The organism is Mucilaginibacter gracilis (genome assembly GCF_003633615.1).
Classification (GTDB): domain Bacteria; phylum Bacteroidota; class Bacteroidia; order Sphingobacteriales; family Sphingobacteriaceae; genus Mucilaginibacter; species Mucilaginibacter gracilis.
In genome coordinates, this window is record NZ_RBKU01000001.1 from 4,005,959 (window position 1) to 4,024,044 (window position 18,086).

19 protein-coding genes are annotated in these 18,086 nt (G+C 42.3%); 11 read left to right on the forward strand and 8 right to left on the reverse strand.

The genetic code is table 11. From position 1 onward, the window contains the following. Positions 1-277 precede the first annotated feature (277 nt). Genes BDD43_RS17785 through BDD43_RS17810 form a run of 6 tightly spaced genes read left to right on the forward strand, consistent with a single transcriptional unit; the run spans position 278 to position 5,060 of the window. Positions 278-691: a 3-hydroxyacyl-ACP dehydratase gene (locus BDD43_RS17785; protein WP_121198940.1), complete on the forward strand. Its 414-nt coding sequence runs from the start codon at positions 278-280 to the stop codon at positions 689-691. Continuing rightward, positions 691-1,818: a beta-ketoacyl-[acyl-carrier-protein] synthase family protein gene (locus BDD43_RS17790; RefSeq protein WP_121202024.1), complete on the forward strand. Its 1,128-nt coding sequence runs from the start codon at positions 691-693 to the stop codon at positions 1,816-1,818. The genes BDD43_RS17785 and BDD43_RS17790 overlap by 1 nt, the downstream gene beginning before the upstream one ends. Then, positions 1,818-2,429 (forward strand): hypothetical protein, encoded by a 612-nt coding sequence (locus BDD43_RS17795; protein ID WP_121198941.1) that lies wholly within the window; start codon positions 1,818-1,820, stop codon positions 2,427-2,429. The genes BDD43_RS17790 and BDD43_RS17795 overlap by 1 nt, the downstream gene beginning before the upstream one ends. Next, entirely contained in the window at positions 2,429-3,628 is a 1,200-nt protein-coding gene (locus BDD43_RS17800) for a beta-ketoacyl-[acyl-carrier-protein] synthase family protein (RefSeq protein ID WP_121198942.1), read from the forward strand. The genes BDD43_RS17795 and BDD43_RS17800 overlap by 1 nt, the downstream gene beginning before the upstream one ends. Further along, positions 3,625-4,695 (forward strand): beta-ketoacyl synthase chain length factor, encoded by a 1,071-nt coding sequence (locus BDD43_RS17805; protein WP_211339689.1) that lies wholly within the window; start codon positions 3,625-3,627, stop codon positions 4,693-4,695. Before BDD43_RS17800 ends, BDD43_RS17805 begins: the two co-directional genes overlap by 4 nt. Then, on the forward strand, positions 4,689-5,060 hold the full coding sequence (locus tag BDD43_RS17810) for a hotdog family protein (RefSeq protein ID WP_121198943.1): 372 nt from the start codon (positions 4,689-4,691) through the stop codon (positions 5,058-5,060). The genes BDD43_RS17805 and BDD43_RS17810 overlap by 7 nt, the downstream gene beginning before the upstream one ends. Positions 5,061-5,208: 148 nt before the next feature. On the opposite strand, the gene BDD43_RS17815 is transcribed toward BDD43_RS17810, so the two are convergent. Further along, positions 5,209-6,024 (reverse strand): polysaccharide deacetylase family protein, encoded by an 816-nt coding sequence (locus BDD43_RS17815; protein ID WP_394339636.1) that lies wholly within the window; start codon positions 6,022-6,024, stop codon positions 5,209-5,211. A gap of 234 nt (positions 6,025-6,258) precedes the next feature. Continuing rightward, the gene (locus BDD43_RS17820) at positions 6,259-7,047 is read right to left on the reverse strand and encodes a S1/P1 nuclease (protein WP_246001652.1); all 789 of its coding nucleotides are present in this window, start codon (positions 7,045-7,047) and stop codon (positions 6,259-6,261) included. 174 nt (positions 7,048-7,221) lie between these two features. On the opposite strand from BDD43_RS17820, the gene BDD43_RS17825 reads away from it, so the two are divergent. Continuing rightward, positions 7,222-9,192, forward strand: coding sequence for a DUF1800 domain-containing protein (locus BDD43_RS17825; protein WP_121198946.1), 1,971 nt, complete (start codon positions 7,222-7,224; stop codon positions 9,190-9,192). Between the two features lie 33 nt (positions 9,193-9,225). Beyond that, positions 9,226-10,500 (forward strand): DUF1501 domain-containing protein, encoded by a 1,275-nt coding sequence (locus BDD43_RS17830; RefSeq protein ID WP_121198947.1) that lies wholly within the window; start codon positions 9,226-9,228, stop codon positions 10,498-10,500. A 162-nt stretch (positions 10,501-10,662) separates the two neighbouring features. Here BDD43_RS17830 and BDD43_RS17835 read toward each other — a convergent pair whose 3' ends face one another. From BDD43_RS17835 to BDD43_RS17845, 3 genes are read right to left on the reverse strand one after another with little or no spacing between them, the layout of a single operon-like run. Beyond that, positions 10,663-11,286: an NUDIX hydrolase N-terminal domain-containing protein gene (locus BDD43_RS17835; RefSeq protein WP_121198948.1), complete on the reverse strand. Its 624-nt coding sequence runs from the start codon at positions 11,284-11,286 to the stop codon at positions 10,663-10,665. A gap of 6 nt (positions 11,287-11,292) precedes the next feature. After that, complete coding sequence (locus BDD43_RS17840; RefSeq protein WP_121198949.1) at positions 11,293-11,685, reverse strand: hypothetical protein; 393 nt, start codon at positions 11,683-11,685, stop codon at positions 11,293-11,295. A 15-nt stretch (positions 11,686-11,700) separates the two neighbouring features. Further along, complete coding sequence (locus BDD43_RS17845; RefSeq protein ID WP_121198950.1) at positions 11,701-12,402, reverse strand: HAD family hydrolase; 702 nt, start codon at positions 12,400-12,402, stop codon at positions 11,701-11,703. Between the two features lie 133 nt (positions 12,403-12,535). Here BDD43_RS17845 and guaB point away from each other — a divergent pair, with 133 nt between their 5' ends. Together guaB and BDD43_RS17855 are read left to right on the forward strand one after the other, a co-directional pair. After that, positions 12,536-14,005 (forward strand): IMP dehydrogenase, encoded by a 1,470-nt coding sequence (gene guaB, locus BDD43_RS17850; protein WP_121198951.1) that lies wholly within the window; start codon positions 12,536-12,538, stop codon positions 14,003-14,005. Between the two features lie 77 nt (positions 14,006-14,082). Then, positions 14,083-14,853: a hypothetical protein gene (locus BDD43_RS17855; protein ID WP_121198952.1), complete on the forward strand. Its 771-nt coding sequence runs from the start codon at positions 14,083-14,085 to the stop codon at positions 14,851-14,853. A 111-nt stretch (positions 14,854-14,964) separates the two neighbouring features. On the opposite strand, the gene BDD43_RS17860 is transcribed toward BDD43_RS17855, so the two are convergent. Genes BDD43_RS17860 through BDD43_RS17870 form a run of 3 tightly spaced genes read right to left on the reverse strand, consistent with a single transcriptional unit; the run spans position 14,965 to position 16,615 of the window. After that, entirely contained in the window at positions 14,965-15,558 is a 594-nt protein-coding gene (locus BDD43_RS17860; protein ID WP_121198953.1) for a hypothetical protein, read from the reverse strand. Beyond that, positions 15,545-16,042, reverse strand: coding sequence for an RNA polymerase sigma factor (locus tag BDD43_RS17865; RefSeq protein ID WP_121198954.1), 498 nt, complete (start codon positions 16,040-16,042; stop codon positions 15,545-15,547). Before BDD43_RS17865 ends, BDD43_RS17860 begins: the two co-directional genes overlap by 14 nt. A gap of 45 nt (positions 16,043-16,087) precedes the next feature. Then, positions 16,088-16,615 (reverse strand): hypothetical protein, encoded by a 528-nt coding sequence (locus BDD43_RS17870; protein WP_121198955.1) that lies wholly within the window; start codon positions 16,613-16,615, stop codon positions 16,088-16,090. A 64-nt stretch (positions 16,616-16,679) separates the two neighbouring features. Between BDD43_RS17870 and BDD43_RS17875 the strand changes: the two genes are divergently transcribed. After that, complete coding sequence (locus BDD43_RS17875; protein WP_121198956.1) at positions 16,680-18,074, forward strand: dicarboxylate/amino acid:cation symporter; 1,395 nt, start codon at positions 16,680-16,682, stop codon at positions 18,072-18,074. Positions 18,075-18,086: the final 12 nt, after the last annotated feature.

Below are 18,086 nucleotides of genomic sequence, written 5' to 3' on the forward strand. Positions count from 1 at the left end.
TTAAACGCTAATTAAGCTATGCAAAGTAAATTAATTAATCTGGTTTTGAAGCCAAAACAGGGCCAGGGTTTTTCTATTTATCCTAAAATGGTGGCAGCTAGGCCGCATAAATTTTCAACTTCATTAGTATTCAAACCATTACCAATTATATGGCAATAACACTGGTTACGCTTTATATTGGTTTTTAACCCTCACACCATAATTTATGCACGAATAAGTGAAAAAAGGAACATATTTGTTGTGCCTAAAGCCATCGCAATAACAAATAGTAAAAACAATGCACCAAACCGATATTCTTAACCTCATTCCGCAAAGGCCGCCATTTGTAATGGTAGATGCGTTATTGGATGCAAATGATAGCGGAGCGCGCACCATATTTACGATAACCGGTAATAACGTAATGGTACAAAACGGCCTGTTTACCGAGGCGGGCTTAATGGAAAACATAGCTCAAACCGCAGCAGCAAAAGCGGGCTACCAGGCCATGAGCCAAAATAAAGCTGTAGAACCTGGCTATATTGCCGCCGTTAAAAATTTAGAAATATTTGCCCTGCCCAAAGTTGGTGACCAATTGATTACCGAAATTAAAATAGAAAACCACATTTTTGATGTTACCGTAATTACCGGAACGGTACATTGCAATGATGCCCTAATGGCAACATGCGAGATGAAGATATTTATAAGCAAATAATGGCAGGGGTTTACGTAGTTTCTGATAACATCATATCGCCAATAGGCCTAACAACCGATGCTAATTTTGAGCAAATAAAAAAAGGTGTTTCGGGCATTGGCCTTCATCATGATACCCAAATGGCGGCACTGCCGTTTTATGCTTCCTTATTTAAGGCAGGTGCTTATGCAGATAACGCCGTTTATACCAAATTTGAGCAATTGCTCATTGCATCAATTGAGCAGGCCTTACAAAATACAACTGCTGATATTGCCGGTAGCAAAACGGGGCTTATTATTTCGTCCACCAAAGGCAACATTGGTTTGTTAGAAAACAATATTCAAACGCCACAATTAAACAAGCGTATTGCACTACACACTTCGGCAAATTTAGTGGCCGGTTATTTTGGTATCACCACGCAGCCTGTTGTGGTATCAAACGCGTGCATATCGGGTATTTTGGGCATCTTAACTGCTAAACGGCTTATTGAGTCCGGGCAGTTTAATACCGTTATTGTTAGCGGTGCCGATGTTATTTCACAATTTATTTTATCCGGGTTTCAGTCATTCAATGCCATTAGCGCGCAGCCCTGTCGGCCCTTTGATGCCGATAGGGATGGCATTACGCTGGGCGAGGGAGCAGCAACTATTATCCTGTCATCCAATTCTAAATACAGCACGGGCGTAGAGGTAACAGGCGGTTCTACCAGTAATGATGCCAACCATATCTCAGCCCCGTCGCGCACGGGCGAAGAGCTGGCACAGGCCATTAACACAAGTTTAAGCGAGGCTCAACTACTGCCGCATCAAATCAGCCTCATATCCGCCCACGGCACAGCAACCCTTTATAACGACGAGATGGAGGCAAGGGCCATAACCCTGGCTGGTTTAAAGCATATACCGGTCAATAGCTTAAAAGGCTTTTACGGGCATACCCTGGGTGCTGCCGGTTTGTTAGAATCTATCATGAGCATAAAATCGTTAAAAGAAAACGTAATTTTACCAACTCCCGGTTTCAAGCAAATTGGCGTAACAACCCCTATAAACGTGAGCAGTGAGTTAACAACGGGTAAATTAACAAATTGCCTTAAAACGGCATCGGGCTTTGGCGGTTGTAACGGGGCAGTTATATTTAGCAAAACAAATTGATGCCGTTAAATACACATATCAGCGCAAGCGTTACTATAAATAGCCTATCGGTTTGTAAAAATGGCCAGGAGTTGTTTAAAGGCACCGGGGCCAATTTGCAGGCTTTGCTTGTTGCCATATATCAGCATTTTCAGTTTAGCTATACGCGCTTTTACAAAATGGATAACCTGAGCAAACTGGGTTGGCTGGCATCGGAAGTATTGCTGAAAGATAGTTTTGATAAAAATAAATATCAACCTTACCAAACCGGCATTGTATTGAGTAACGCCAATTCAAGTTTAGATTCGGATGTTAAATACATGGCTTCGGTAGCCGATATTGCCAGCCCGGCCTTGTTTGTATATACGCTGCCAAATATTATGATGGGCGAAATAAGCATCAGGAATAACTTTAAAGGGGAATCTGCCCTGTTTATATCTCCAGCTTTCAACCCGCAATTTATTGAACAATACGTTAATCATTTGTTCAATAATAATATTTTTGAATCGTGTATTTGCGGTTGGGTTGATGTGCTTGGCAACAACTTTAAGGCCATTTTATTTTTAGTTGAAAAAGGCGGCGGAGCAATACCGTTCACCGCAAAAAATATGGAAAAGGTGTTTACAAAATAATGAATAACGAGGTATATATAGTAGGTTTAGGCGTAGTAACTGCCATTGGTAACAATGTAGCGCAGTGTTTTGCCGCCCTGCAAAGCGGCGAAGCGGGGATAGGCGATATTACACAAATGCAAACCATTCACCGGAAAAAACTCCCGGTAGCGGAGGTAAAATTAACCAACGAAGAACTGGCTGCAAGGGCAGATATGCCGGCAAATTTGAGCCGCACAACCTTACTCAGCTTTACAGCCGCCCGCGAAGCGCTCGATGATGCCGAAATAGGCGATTTATCGAATTTTCGTACTGGTTTTGTTTCGGCAAATACTGTTGGCGGTATGGATAAAAGTGAAGATTTTTTTGTTGAGTTTTTGGCCGACAATAACAAAGGTAAACTCAAAAACGTATTTGACCACGAATGCGGCAGCATGACCGAGGCCGTAGCCCTAAAACTGGGCATTAACGATTACATGACCACCATTAGCACCGCTTGCTCATCATCGGCAAACGCCATTTTTTATGGCGCGCGCATGATTAAAAGCGGCTTGCTTGACGTTGTAGTTGCAGGTGGTGCCGATGCTTTAACCAAGTTTACCCTCAACGGCTTTAATACTTTAATGATATTAGATAAGGAGCTTTGCAAACCCTTCGACGAAAACCGGCAGGGCCTTAACCTGGGCGAGGGGGCGGGTTATGTAGTTTTGGTATCGCAAAAAGTGGCTGATGCCTTAAACAAAAAACCCTACGCAAAATTGAGTGGCTATAACAACAGTAACGATGCTTATCACCAAACGGCATCTTCGCCCGATGGAACGGGCTCGTACCTGGCCATGCAAGGGGCTTTAAAAAAAGCCGGATTGCAAACTACCGATATTAGCTACATTAACTTGCACGGTACAGGCACGCCCAATAACGATAGTGCCGAAGGAATAGCCGTAAAACGCCTTTTTGCATCGCACTATCCGCCAATGAGTTCAACCAAGGCGTATACCGGGCATACCCTGGGTGCCAGCGGCGCGGTTGAAGCCGTATTTTCGGTATTGGCTATTAAGCATGGCGTAATTTACCCTAATTTACGCTTTGAAACACAAATGCAAGAGGTGCCTTTTACGCCCGAAACCGAACTGCTGAGGGGTAAACCAATCAACCATGTCATGTCTAACTCGTTTGGCTTCGGTGGTAATTGTACATCATTAATATTCTCAAAAATATGAGGCTGTATATCCGTTCTGCCGCCTGCATATCACCGCAAAACACCTTTGGCGATGTTGGCTTTTTAACCGATGTTGTTGAACACACAGGTAATCGCCTCAAAACCATCAACCCTGACTATACCAAATACATTGATGCCAAGCTGGCCCGCCGCATGAGCCACGTGATAAAAATGGGGGTAGCCACCGCAAAACAATGTTTGGCCGATGCCGGTGTACAAATGCCCGGCGCCATAATTACCGGCACGGCCTTTGGCTGTATGGAAGATACGGTAACGTTTTTAACCCGCATTGTTGAGCTTGACGAAGAAATGCTGCCGCCTACGGCGTTTATACAATCTACCCATAACACGGTGGCCGCTCAAATAGCCCTCATGCTCAAATGCCACAACTATAACAACACTTTTGTACACAAAGGTATTTCGTTTGAAAGTGCTTTGTTTGATGCCATGATGTTGCTTAATGAGGGCGAAGCTAACGATGTACTGGTAGGTGGTGCCGAAGAAATGGTTGATACCAGTTTTAAGGTTTTAACGCGTTTGGCATTTTATAAACGCTGGCCAATTTCAAACCTCAATTTGTACAATACACCATCAAAGGGTACAATTGGTGGCGAGGGGGCTGCATTTTTTTTGATAACGGATAAACCTTCGCCAGGTAATTTAGCCGAATTAAAAGGGATTAAAACCTTTTATGGCAAATTTGATAACCAGCAAATTGAAAACCGCATCATCGGGTTTTTTGAAGAACAAAACATCAATATAGCCAACTTACACCTTGTTATAACAGGTAAAAACGGCGATACTAAAAACGATGAAGTATACAAGCAACTCAGTATTTCGCTATTTAAAAATAAAACGTTAGCCAATTACAAACACCTTTGCGGCGAATATTCAACCTCGTCGTCATTTGCGCTTTGGCTGGCATCAAATATTGTTAAAACCGGAGCGTTGCCAACCGTAGTAATGGAGGCTGATGCGCAGCACCAATCGCCAAAAATGGTATTGATTTATAATCATTACCAAAATATGTATCATTCGTTAATGCTTATTGCTGCCTGCTCATGTTGAGGGATTCACTGTACCATATCGAGTCAACTTCCCACCACGATGGCAATATTATAGCCGCCTTAAAAATTAACGCACAGCATGATATTTTAAAGGGCCATTTCCCCGGTCAGCCTGTATTGCCCGGTGCATGTATGCTGCAAATAACTAAAGAGGTGTTGGAGCAAACCTTAAAGCTAAACCTAAGGTTAAAAAAAGCAGATCATTTAAAATTTATTCAATTAATTAATCCGGCTGTAAATAACCTCATTAATATTAACATCAATTATAAACTAACCAACGATAGCTTATACCATGTAACAGGTGCGTTGTATTTAGGCGAAACAGCTTGCTTTAAGTTGAAGGGCGTTTTTATATCACAACCATGATTTACCAAAATGTGGAAATAACAAACGAATATTAAAGTCGCTGGCATTTCCACAGTTAGAAAAATATCAGTAAAAAAAACAATCGGTTTAAGATAGAGGCCGTTAAAAGTACTCGCTGTTAACGGCCTCCATATGCAATTGCATGTGGTTATTTAAAACTTGCCTTAATGCTATTGCTCAAGTTTTTTGCTGTCCAAAAGCCACTGGCAATAATACGGCGTATGGTCATTAGCGGGTCAACCGGGTCGCGTTTATCAGCTAATTGGAATGCGGCTTTAAAACCGCGCTTTTTTAGTTCGGGCAAGGCAGCTTTGTTCCATATCCCGAAGGGGTAGGCAAAGTAATCCATTTTTTTGCCTGTAATTTCTTCCAGTTTTTTGGTTGGCTTATCAATTTGTGTAACCCAGTCGTCAACAGGGCGCGTGGTTATTTTTCCGTTTTTGCCTTTAATTTTAAATACACCGTTATGGGTGTATTTTGATACCATGTGGTGGTCCCAGGTATGGCTGCCTACGATGTTGCCTTCGTCAGATAGTTTTTTAACCATGTCGGCAGTCATGTAGTGAGGCCGTCCTAACGAAACCGTCATTACAAAATATACAGCCTTGTAGTGGTATTTTTTTAATTCCGGGTTGGCAATGGTAAACTGGTCAAGGTCGGTATCATCAAAAGTGAGCATAATAGGTTTACTTGGCAAAGCAGCACCAGTAGTTAGGTAAGCATAAAGCTGATCGGGCAAAATAGTATGGTAACCGCTATCGGCCAGCATTTTCATGTGGGCCTTAAAAGTAGCTATGGGACAAATGTAATCTTTAGCAGTTTTGGAGTCTTTGGCTGTCCAGTCGCGTATTTGGTGGTAACATAAAATGGGCACCTGTTTGCGTGCAATAATGGTAGCCGGGTCGGTAGCGTTACAATAAGTAGCTGCTAAAGTGGCTAATAGAAACGAAAAAGTAAACGGTATTAATTTAGCGATCTTCACGGAGTTGTATATTTTTATCAGTTGAATATAAAACCCAAATTAACGGAAGATTATTTAATGAGAATAAAAAATTATCAATAATATAATGATTGTTAACAAGGAGTTTATTTTCGGAAGTAGGCTAAGTAAATAAGCGCAGATTTTATATCTCTCGCAAAGCAGTTAAGAAAGCGTACTAAACTTCCCTTCTTAGCACCTTTGCGAGAGAATTACTTATTAACCAAATATCTGGTTCAATATACCCGCTAACCTTACGCCACCTTTAAGCATTTGCTCTTCGGCGGTATGGATGTGTAAAAAAATGTAGTTATAGGTATTCAACTTTTGGTTAGGTTCTTTAATCTCTCCGTATAACGATTCTGCAATTTGGTTCGATTCATATATCCAATGCGCCAGGCTGGTTTTTTGCCATTCTGCGCGTTGTGCGGCTGTGGTATGGTTTAGGTTGTGCGCATATTCGGTATAGCTGTATTGTTGTGTTTCAATTAACTTGGTGTCCCAGATGCTGTGCATATTGGTTTGCTCATTTCCCCACATCAACTGTATCTTGTTACCACCCTGGTCGTCGGCACGGCCCGCATGGAAGGGTTGGTGTATATCGCCCACAACATGTATTATCATGCGTACATACAATAGCTTTTTATCTTTAGCTAAAGTTTTGTTGGTTTTTAACTCCTTTATCATAAAGTTTAGCTTATTAAAAGCATTGGGTATGGTATCGGTTTTAAGGTATTCTTCTGCCTGTTCAAACGTCATTCCTTCTTTCAAATCCACGTAATGCCAGGTATATAGATACTTATAATTAGGGTCCGATTTAATAAAATCGGCCCAGTTTGCAGCCATCGCCAGCGATTCGTTTCCTAATATCTTTTCCAGCTCAATACGCGCTTTGGGCGTTAAGTAAGCATCGGCTATTTGTGCCACAACGCGGTGCCCTAATTGTCCCCAGGCCATAGTCTGTACCGGGATGTAAAAAAACAGGGCAATTAAAATAAGTTTTTTCATGATGTTCATAGTGCGTAAAAATATGTAATTAAAAGCAAATTACGATAACTGTAAGGTTAACAAGTAGTGTACGGGTACCCGTGTAACAGCTTTTTTATAAATTTATACAAATGATTAAACCCCGGCCATTTTTATTTGTCTGATACATATAATTAACAGCTCATCTTTTTTATTATGAAGGCTTTAAAGTATATAGGTATAGCGGTGGCCGTTGCAACAACGGGTTTTATGGCATCTTCTTTTTTAAGCGGGCCAAAATCAACAACCAAGCGTTTTACCTTTCCTTATCAACAGGCCGGCTTAACCGAGCGCCAGGCTGCCGCCCATTTACTTAACCGGTTTACCTATGGTGCCACGCCCGGCCAGATAGATGCGGTAGTTAATATGGGCCTCGAAAAATGGTTTGAGCAACAACTGGATGCCAAACAGCCCGACGACTCGCTTAAACAAATGTTACAGCAATACCCCGACTTAAAACTGAGCAATAGCGAAATAGCTGCCGAGTTTCCGCGCGGCGGAGCCGTAGCCCGGATGGCCGTTAAAGATGGCATTATTAGTAAAGACTCCATAGGCAATGCCATCAACAAAAAAGAATACCGCACACAGCTTAGCGAATATATGCTTAAAAAGGGTTACAAACCCGAGCAGGAGCTATTGCGCCAGTTTATCAATCAAAAAATATTGAGGGCTACTTATACCAACAACCAGTTACAAGAGGTATTAACCGATTTTTGGTTTAACCACTTTAACGTATCTATAACCAAAAACCAGTGCGCCGTATTTATACCCGATTATGAGCGCGACGTGATACGCCCCAACGTGCTGGGCAAGTTTGATAAATTACTGATAGCTACTGCTCAATCTCCGGCTATGTTGTACTATCTGGATTTGGTTAGCAGTGTGGGCACCAACACCAACGCAAGGCCAGCCAGAAACCAATTTATTCAAAACTCCGAAATGATGATGGGTGCCGATTCTACATCGCAACGCGCCAAATTTATTAAGCAAGCCATCAAAGCCAAAAAAACACAAGGACTTAATGAAAATTATGCCCGCGAAGTAATGGAACTGCACACTTTAGGTGTTGATGGCGGTTATACTCAAAATGATGTTACACAAGCTGCCCGCGTGTTAACCGGTTGGACGGTTTACCCTATGGATAATGGTTACGCTAACCCTTTAAAAAAGCTGGTTGAAAACCGCGTTAACCAACCCGGTTTTTTGCGCAAAGGCGATTTTTTATTCACACCCAACCGCCACGAAGTAGGCGAAAAGGTGGTATTAGGTAAATACTTTGGCCCTAACGATGGTTACCAGGAAGGGGAGGCCTTGTTGGAGATGTTGGCTCATAACCCATCAACAGCAAAGTTTATAACCAAAAAATTAGCGGTACGCTTTGTAAGCGATGCACCTCAGCAAACCTTGCTTAACAAAATGGCCCAATCATTTACAGACCATGATGGCGATATACGCGAGGTGATGATAACAATGGCTTCGTCGCCCGAGTTTTGGAGTAAAGAATCCTTACGCGAAAAAACAAAATCGCCTTTTGAGTTGGCTATTAGTTCGGTTAGGAGCTTGAATGCCACCATCCGTCAGCCATACCAGTTGTATGTTTGGATAACCAAAATGGGCCAAAAAATGTATTTTTATCAGGCTCCAACAGGTTTCCCCGATAAAGGGCAGTACTGGATAAACACCGGCGCGCTGCTTAACCGCATGAACTTTGGTTTGGCACTCGCTACGCAACGTATCCCCGGTATCACGTTTGATTTGGCTGCGCTTAACAATCATCACGAACCGGAGAGCGCGCAATCGGCCCTGCTAACGTACAGCAAGCTGATTATTCCGGAAAGAAACCTCGATCAAACCATAAAATACTTAACGCCAATGGTTAACGACCCCGAACTGATAACCAAGGTTGATGCCGCGGCCAGCAAAACCACCCCAACTACCCAAATGAACATGGCGCCAAGTAATGATATGATGAACGCTGATGGTACTGCAAAACCTAAAAAGGCTGCCGGTAATTTGAACAGGCTGAGTAATGTTGATTATGCTATGCAAAACGCCAAAGGCAATAACAATATGCTGTCGCAGGTGGTAGGGGTTATTATCGGTTCGCCGGAGTATCAAAGAAGATAATTAAGACACATCTAACTATTAAATATCAATATCATGACATCGAGAAGAGGATTTTTAAAAGCAGGCGGACTGGCGTTATTCGGCGTGAGTTTGGCTGGCGGCATCCCCGGTTTTTTAGCCGAAGCCGCTGCCAGTGATAAAATATATGCTCCCTATAAAAAGAAAAAAACAATGGTTTGTATTTTTCAACGCGGAGCAATGGATGGCTTAATGGCAGTAACCCCATTTACCGACGAATATTTAAAGGCGGCAAGGCCAACCTTGTTTATGTCGGCAGCAAAGGGAGGAACCAACAAACCATTAATTGATTTGGATGGCCGTTTTGGGTTGCACCCGTCAATGAATGCTTTCGAACCTTTATTTCGCGATGGTCGCCTGGGGATAGTACATGGTATAGGCTCGCCAAATAATACCCGCTCGCACTTTGATGCGCAGGACTACATGGAATCGGGCACGCCGTTTAACAAGGGCACCGCCAGTGGCTGGTTAAACCGCGCTGTTGGTTTGCTGGGGCACGATGCCGCTACAACGCCTTTCCAGGCGGTTAGCTTAACATCGGCCATGCCACGTTCTTTCTACGGCGATAATCCGTCGTTGGCTATAAGCAACCTTCAGGATTTTGCAATACAAATGCGCGGCAACCCGGCGGGAGCTAACATGGCCGCTAAAAGTTTCGAAGATTTGTACGGACAGGCATCAACCGGCTTACTAAAACAAACCGGCAAAGAAAGTTTTGATGCCGTTAAAATGCTGCAAAAAACCGATACCAAAAATTACAAGCCGGCTAACGGTGCCATTTATCCCAATACTGCTGTAGGTAACTCGTTAAAACAAATTGCCCAGTTAATAAAAATGGACGTTGGTTTAGAGGTTGCCTTTACCGAATCGGGCGGTTGGGATACCCACTTTAACCAGGGTACCGAGAACGGCATTTTTGCCCGTAACGTAAACGATTTAAGTAATTGCATTGTAGCTTTTTGGACAGACCTTGGCCAATACCAGGACGATGTAACCCTCATGACCATGACCGAATTTGGCCGCACCGTACACCAAAACGGCACCGGCGGCACCGACCATGGCCGTGCATCGTGTAACTTTATTTTAGGTAACAATGTTGCCGGGGGCAAAGTATATGGCGATATGAAACCACTATCGGTAGATAATTTAGAAGATGGCCGCGATTTGGCCGTTACCACCGATTTCCGCGCCGTGTTTAGCGATGTTGCCGATAAACACCTCGGCCTCAAAAACGACCGGGTTCTGTTCCCCGAATGGAATGGAACAAAGTTGGAGGTGATGAAGGGTTAAACATCCTATCTTAAAAAACAGAGTTAAATCACTTATTAAACATGATTAGCTCTGTGCTCTTTGTGATTTTCTCTTTGTGTACTCTGTGGTGAAAAAATTAACCACAGAGCTCACAAAGGTTTTACACGAAGGGCACAGAGATTTTGATTAGCACACTACCGCTTAATCAACAACTGCCGCCTTATCAGCATCATTCAAATACTCAAACATCAAATCAATATGCGACGGCAAAACCCGGTCTATCGATAACTCCGGAATTGCATTTTGCGCAAAAAAAGCCACTTCTAAAATATCAAAGGCCTGTACATATGCGCCGCCAACAATTTCGCATTGGATAAAAATTTTATAAACATAATCCAGTTGCGGCGGGTGCGGGTGGCACCGCTTATCTAAAACGGCCAGTAATTTTTTAGCCTCAACGGTAAAACCCGTTTCTTCCAAAGCTTCCTTTACAGCAATTTCGGTAGGCGAGAGGCCAATATCTGCCCAGCCCCCCGGTAACGACCATTTTCCATCTGCTTTTTCCTTCACCAGCAAAATCTCTTTGTGCTCGTTAAATATCACTGCCCGTATATCAACCTTTGGCGTAATGTATTCCTTCTTGTCGTTAAAATACAGGGCAAGTGCTTGTAAAGGGTGTTCGGTAAGCAGGTGCATCATTTCCAGGCTTATCTGTTCAAGTTCCTTATAACGCTCAATATCGTAATCATTATTGGCATAGGTTAAACCTAAATGCGACATCGTTTTTAGCCGCTTGGCAATATTAAGGAGTTGGGTAGATGGCATAATAAATTATCGTATCATCAATTTAAATAGCAACTTCCTACTATTTTGCCCATCTTCTAACCGGTAAAATAAATAGGTGCTGGTTTTAGTGTTTTTTAAAATGTCGTTGAGCGTAAATTTAAAAGGAGTAAAAGTGCCTTTTGCTTTAAGCGTTTTTAGTATCGCATTGTTAGCATCCTCAATATAAAGCTGTGTGCTGCAAGTGCTGCACGGTGTGTCTCTAAAATAGTTTATGGTTATTAAATCGCCTTGCTTAATTTGATTCCTTTTCAATGCAATTGTCTCGCCCGTAGTATTATAGGCAGCCAGAAGTTTTTTATTTTGATAAACCTGCCAGTTATCAACTGTGTCTAAATGAGGTTTTATAATCAGGGAAGCCAGTAAAAATAAAACATGCATCGTTTTCTCGTATTATTACTCAATCCATTCTAAAATATCCGCAATCTTCTCCGCAATCCTAAAGTTAGGATGCTCGAAATTGGTATCAACAACTTCATGCGCCCAAGTAGTATGGAACGGGATATGAATGCCGTGCCCGCCTATTTTTACCACCGGCAGCACGTCCGATTTTAGCGAATTACCTATCATCAAAAACTCCTCCGGTTTAATATCCAGCCGGCCTATCAGCTTGCTGTAATCTTCCTCGCCTTTTTCCGACATCACCTCAATATGGTGAAAGTAATGCCCTAGGCCCGATTTATGTAGCTTCCGTTGCTGGTCAAGCAGGTCGCCCTTCGTGGCAACCACTAACTTGTATTTCGGTTTCAGTTGTGCAAGCACATCTTCAACACCTTCAAGCAACTCAATGGGTTCTTCCAGCAGCTCTTTACCCATCTTTATCACCTTCTCAACTATATCAACATTTATCTTCTTGTCCGATACATTGAGTGCCGTTTCTATCATCGATAGCGTAAAGCCCTTAACGCCGTAACCATACAGTGCTAAATTGCCAATTTCGGTTTTCAGCAGTTCGCGCTCAATATTATGCCCGGTTAAAAAGTTTTCCAGCAGGGCATAAAATTTCTCTTCTGTTTTGCGGAAGTAAGGCTCGTTAACCCAAAGGGTATCGTCGGCATCAAAGGCAATAACTTTAATATTGGTGTTAGTGTAAGTCATAGTGGTATGTCAAATTTATAAAATATTTTAATTAAGCATCATTTTAAGCAATAATTCATTAACCACACATCCGTAGTCCAATATTTTTACCTATCTTTGCCCGGCAAATAATAACCCCAAAAAATTGTTTGCCATGCAATTAGACCCCGCCAAATTTGTTGCCGAAGGATTAACGTACGATGATGTTTTACTGTTACCCGCTTACTCCGAAGTTTTACCTCGCGAAGTTGATACCCGGTCGTTTTTAACCCGTACCATCAGGCTTAATGTGCCCATTGTTTCGGCCGCTATGGATACCGTTACCGATGCAACTTTGGCAATTGCTATTGCACAGGCAGGCGGCATTGGTATGCTGCACAAAAACATGAGCATAGCCCAGCAGGCCGATGAGGTGCGCAAGGTAAAACGATCTGAAAGTGGTATGATACAAGACCCGGTTACCCTTCCCGAAACAGCGATATTGGCCGATGCCTTTAAGATAATGAAGGAGCATAAAATAGGCGGTATCCCGGTTATTGATGGCGATCATAAATTAAAAGGCATCATCACCAACCGCGACCTGCGTTTCCAAAAAAACATGGGTAAATCGGTTGTGGAGGTAATGACCAAAGAAAACCTCATTATTGCCCCCGAAGGCACTACCTTACTACAAGCCGAAGAGATATTACAAAACTATAAGATAGAAAAACTGCCCGTTGTTGATAACGAGGGCCGTTTAAGCGGTTTAATTACCTTTAAGGATATCCAGAAATTTAAAAATTACCCCGAAGCCTGTAAAGACGAGCATGGCCGCCTGCGCGTTGGTGCTGCGGTTGGCGTTACCGCCGATACATTGGAGCGTGTAGACGCCCTGGTAAAGGCCGGGGTTGATGTGATTGCTATTGATACCGCACATGGCCACTCCAAAGGCGTTATTGATAAGCTTAAACAAGTTAAGGCGCATTATCCAGCATTACAGGTTATTGTAGGCAACGTAGCCACGGGCGACGGTGCCAGGGCCCTTGCTGATGCCGGAGCCGATGCTGTAAAGGTAGGTATAGGGCCCGGCTCTATTTGTACTACCCGTATTATTGCAGGGGTGGGCGTACCGCAGCTATATGCCGTTTACGAATGCGCCCGCGCATTGCAGGGCACAGGCGTACCCGTAATTGCCGATGGTGGCATTAAGCACACTGGCGATATTGCAAAGGCAATAGCCGCAGGTGCAAGCTCAATAATGGCAGGTTCGTTATTTGCAGGTGTTGAAGAATCGCCGGGCGAAACCATCATTTACGAAGGCCGTAAATTCAAATCATACCGGGGCATGGGTTCTATCGAAGCAATGGAACAAGGCTCAAAAGACCGCTACTTTCAGGACGTGGAAGACGACATCAAAAAACTCGTTCCCGAAGGTATTGTTGGCCGCGTAAACTTTAAAGGCACCCTTGCCGAAGTGATGTACCAATACGTAGGCGGCCTGCGCGCAAGCATGGGTTACTGCGGCGCCGCCAACATCGAAGCCCTCCAAAAAGCCCAGTTCGTGCGCATCACCGCATCCGGCATCCGCGAAAGCCACCCCCACGATATTACAATAACTAAAGAAGCACCTAATTATACAAGATAATTGATTAGGTTATATTTTATTTCATGGGTAATATTTAGTATTTATTAATATTTTAGCTAAATACTAAATATTACCTCATGAAAGTAAAATTATCAATTATAATAGGCGTAGCATTTAGTGTTATTACCGGCTGCCGTAAAGTTAACGATGCGCAACCGCAAGGAACGTTGTTACTAAGCCCGATAACAAATGTTAATACTGGAGAAATCTCTACTTTAAAATATGACGATCAAAACCATCTAATAGAACGCTATGACGATTTGACAGCACATGATTATACCTACGTTTATGACAATAACGATCGTATTATACAGGCAACTTTTAACTTTAAAACAGGTTATCAACAAAATAATTTCACCTATACCGCAAATACCATAAATGTAAATACATGTACCAGGTCATACCAGAGTTCATCGACAACTACAAGTAGCTATTCTTATGTTTTAAATGATAAACAACAATTTATTAGATATAATATTGATAATTCCGGTAACAACTACGAGGTATATACTTATGATGCGGCAGGCAATTTATCCACCCGGATTGGTTACCTAAATGGTTCAACTACCCCAACAACTCAGGTAATCGCTACCTTCGACCAAAAAAAGAGTCCTTTCACCAATGTAAAAGGTAATTTATATCTATTCACCACAACCATTGGTCTTAATAATATCACCGGAATAATAGCAACTGATTTTGTTTATCCTAATCACGTGCCGATAATTGTTAAAGACACATACGAATATAATAGCCAGGGTTTCCCGGTAAAGCAAACTGATGTGCAAAATACCAGTACATCAACAGCTACCACTACTACGGTTTATTTATATACTTATATTACAAAATAAATATTCCCAACCCGGGATTATATAAGAATACTTTATTAAGTGGATTACCCGTTTTACAGAAGCGATAAAACCAGTCAACTTAATAAACTCAATCAACCCAATAACTAATAACTAACCCTCAAACTGTTCCTGCAACCGTTCCAGTTTCTCAATCAATAGGCTCACCTTTTCTTTTTCACTTTTGATGATCTTGTCTTTTAAAAACAGGGAGCAAAATATAATGAAAGCCGCTGTTAAACTGTAGTACACCAGTTTTACCATTAACGGTTTATCTTCAAGCACCTCTACGGCGTAAAAGCCTACGCCTATGGTGATGATGACGGCGTATATGTAATAAAACTTATCGTACAGGTAAGCCCTGCGTTTTTGGTAAATTTTAAGTGTATCCAGGTATTTAACCGGGTCGATGGTAGGGTCGTGGCTGGATATGGTGCGGTAATCGCCAATTTGTAACGAAAGGTAAATGCTCATACCGATGATGAGAGTTATCAGCCCTATGTAGCTTGCCCACGACGTAAATACGGCAAATAACAAAGCTATAGCCGTAACCGCCAATGCAACCGAGATGCCTATAATGCCCTGTAAGGTTTTAAACCTCAAACTCCCCATCCCTTTCTTCACTTGCTTTAGCACCTCATCCACCGAAAGCTGCTCTTTAACGGGTTGGCCTTGCCACACCGTCATTAAATGCTCAAAGTCTTTCATAGTGGTTATATAAATCTGTTAACTTTTGTTTAATACGATAAATTTTAACCCTCAGGTTGCCTTCGGATATGCCCGATATATCGGCAATTTCCGGATAAGGTAACTCATCTAACACCATAGTAATAATAATTCTTTCCGATTCTTCCAGTTTGGATATACACTTATATAACAGGGCAACCTGCTCATTTTTTTCGCTAAACTCTTCTTTTTGTGTATCGGCAATAAGGGGAGTAAGTTCCTCTTTACCTTGCCGCTTTTCCGACCGGAGGTAGGTTAAACAGGTATTAACCGCAATGCGGTATATCCAGGTTGATATCATAGCCTGGTTTCTAAATTTATCAAGGTTTTGCCAAACTTTTAAAAAAGTTTCTTGCAGCAAATCGTTGGCGGCATCATCGTCGCCGGCATACCCCAGGCACAAATGGAATATCTTTTTCGAATTAGCTTCAAATATTTGCTTGAAAACTGCTTCCTTGTTCGGCACTTTGTTAATAGATTTTGAAGTTTAGACTACCGGACTAAAAAAATGTTACAACATTAAATCATGTTTATATAACCAGGGCAAACGCGTAACGGCGTCATCCAGCAATTCGTCAAATTCGCGGGTATAATCAAACTGTAAATCCTCGTGTAGTTTGGCAATCACTTTTTTTATTTTTTCCAGTTGCTTGGTCAATATCAGCCGTAAAGGTTTGTACGATGTACGGCGGTCAACGTATTCAACATAGTTTCGGCAAAAATTCATCAACAACTCAACCTCCACCTGTTTAGATGCTGTAAACTTAGCATATTTAGTTATTTGCTTTAAAGTTTTTCGCAAAACCTTGGCCGCCTGGTAACTTAACGATGGTAACTGACTCATCATTAACCCCACATCCTGTTTAAAGCTATCCGCAAAAGCCATTTCATTATCGGCATCAAAAAGTAAATAGGCAAGCAGCTCTTTATTTTCTTTTTTATAACGGGCCATGCGCAAAACCAGTTCGGCAGCTTGTTTGCCGTTAAGCTGTTGCAGTTCTTTTTTTATTTCGAGTAAGCTATATTGTTTAATGCTCATTATGCGCTTTAAATTTCAACAAAATATTAATTAGTTGTAGATTTAGAATCTTAACATTTTCTAAATGGCCAAAAACAAACTTACGCTTTTCATTTTTATAGCCCTTGTTGCCGGTGTTATTGCCGGTTATATTTATAACGTAACCGTATTAAAGCCCTATAACACCCGGCTTAGTAATGCAGAAACTACTATTAAAACGCTTGATAACGCTATTGTTTTAATAAAAGATACTACCACCACAAATTACAAAGCTTTAAAAACCCAACGGGCCATACAGGTTAAAGCACGTAAAGAAAGTGACACCATTCGCGAAGATAAACTGGAAGGCTTCAGCATTTTAAGCGACATATTTTTACGTCTCATTAAAATGATAGTAGCGCCCCTGGTGTTTACCACGTTGGTGGTAGGCGTAGCCAAAGTTGGCGATATTAATGCCGTAGGCCGCATAGGCGGCAAAACCATGCTGTGGTTTATCAGTGCCACACTAATTTCGCTGTTGTTGGGTATGGTATTGGTTAACCTGTACCAGCCCGGCAGCCACATGCACATCCCTTTGCCTGATAGTCATTTAGGTACCGATATTAAAAAATCGGCCCTTTCATTACGGGAATTTGTGAACCACGTAGTACCCAAAAGCTTTATCGAATCAATGGCTAATAACGAGATATTGCAGATTGTTGTATTCGCCATATTTTTTGGCGTAGCCACCGCAGCCGTAGGCGAACAAGGCAAAGTAGTTATTAAAGCTATGGATGCCATTGCGCACGTTATTATGAAAATTACCGGCTACGTAATGAAACTGGCGCCACTGGCCGTATTTGGTGCCATTACAGCTATTGTAGCCAAACAGGGCTTAGGTATCCTGTCAACCTATGCCATTTTTATCGGCGAGTTTTATTCGGGACTTTTGTTGTTGTGGCTCATCATTATCCTTGCGGGATACTTCGTACTAAAAAACCGGGTGTTTACCTTAGTTAACCGCATTAAAGATGCCATGCTCATAGCCTTCGGCACCTCAACCAGCGAGGCCGCCTACCCGCGGGTACTCATAGAACTGGAACGTTTTGGCTGTAAAGATAAAATAGTAAGCTTTGTATTACCCTTAGGCTATTCTTTTAATTTAGATGGCTCCATGATGTATATGACGTTTGCCTCGCTTTTTATCGCTCAGGCTTATGGCATCCACCTTTCAACCGCGCAACAGTTTACCATGCTGCTCATTTTAATGTTAACCAGTAAAGGTGTTGCCGGTGTACCCCGCGCATCGCTGGTTGTAATAGCAGGTACCATAGCCACATTCAATATACCCGAAGCAGGCCTTGCACTGCTCATCGGTATTGACCCGTTGTTAGATATGGGCCGATCGGCCACCAACGTGTTAGGCAATGCAATGGCAACAGCCGTAGTTAGCAAATGGGAGGGCGAGATGGTTGAAGTTGATGGCGGTTTAATTAGTTAACAAACTGTAGTT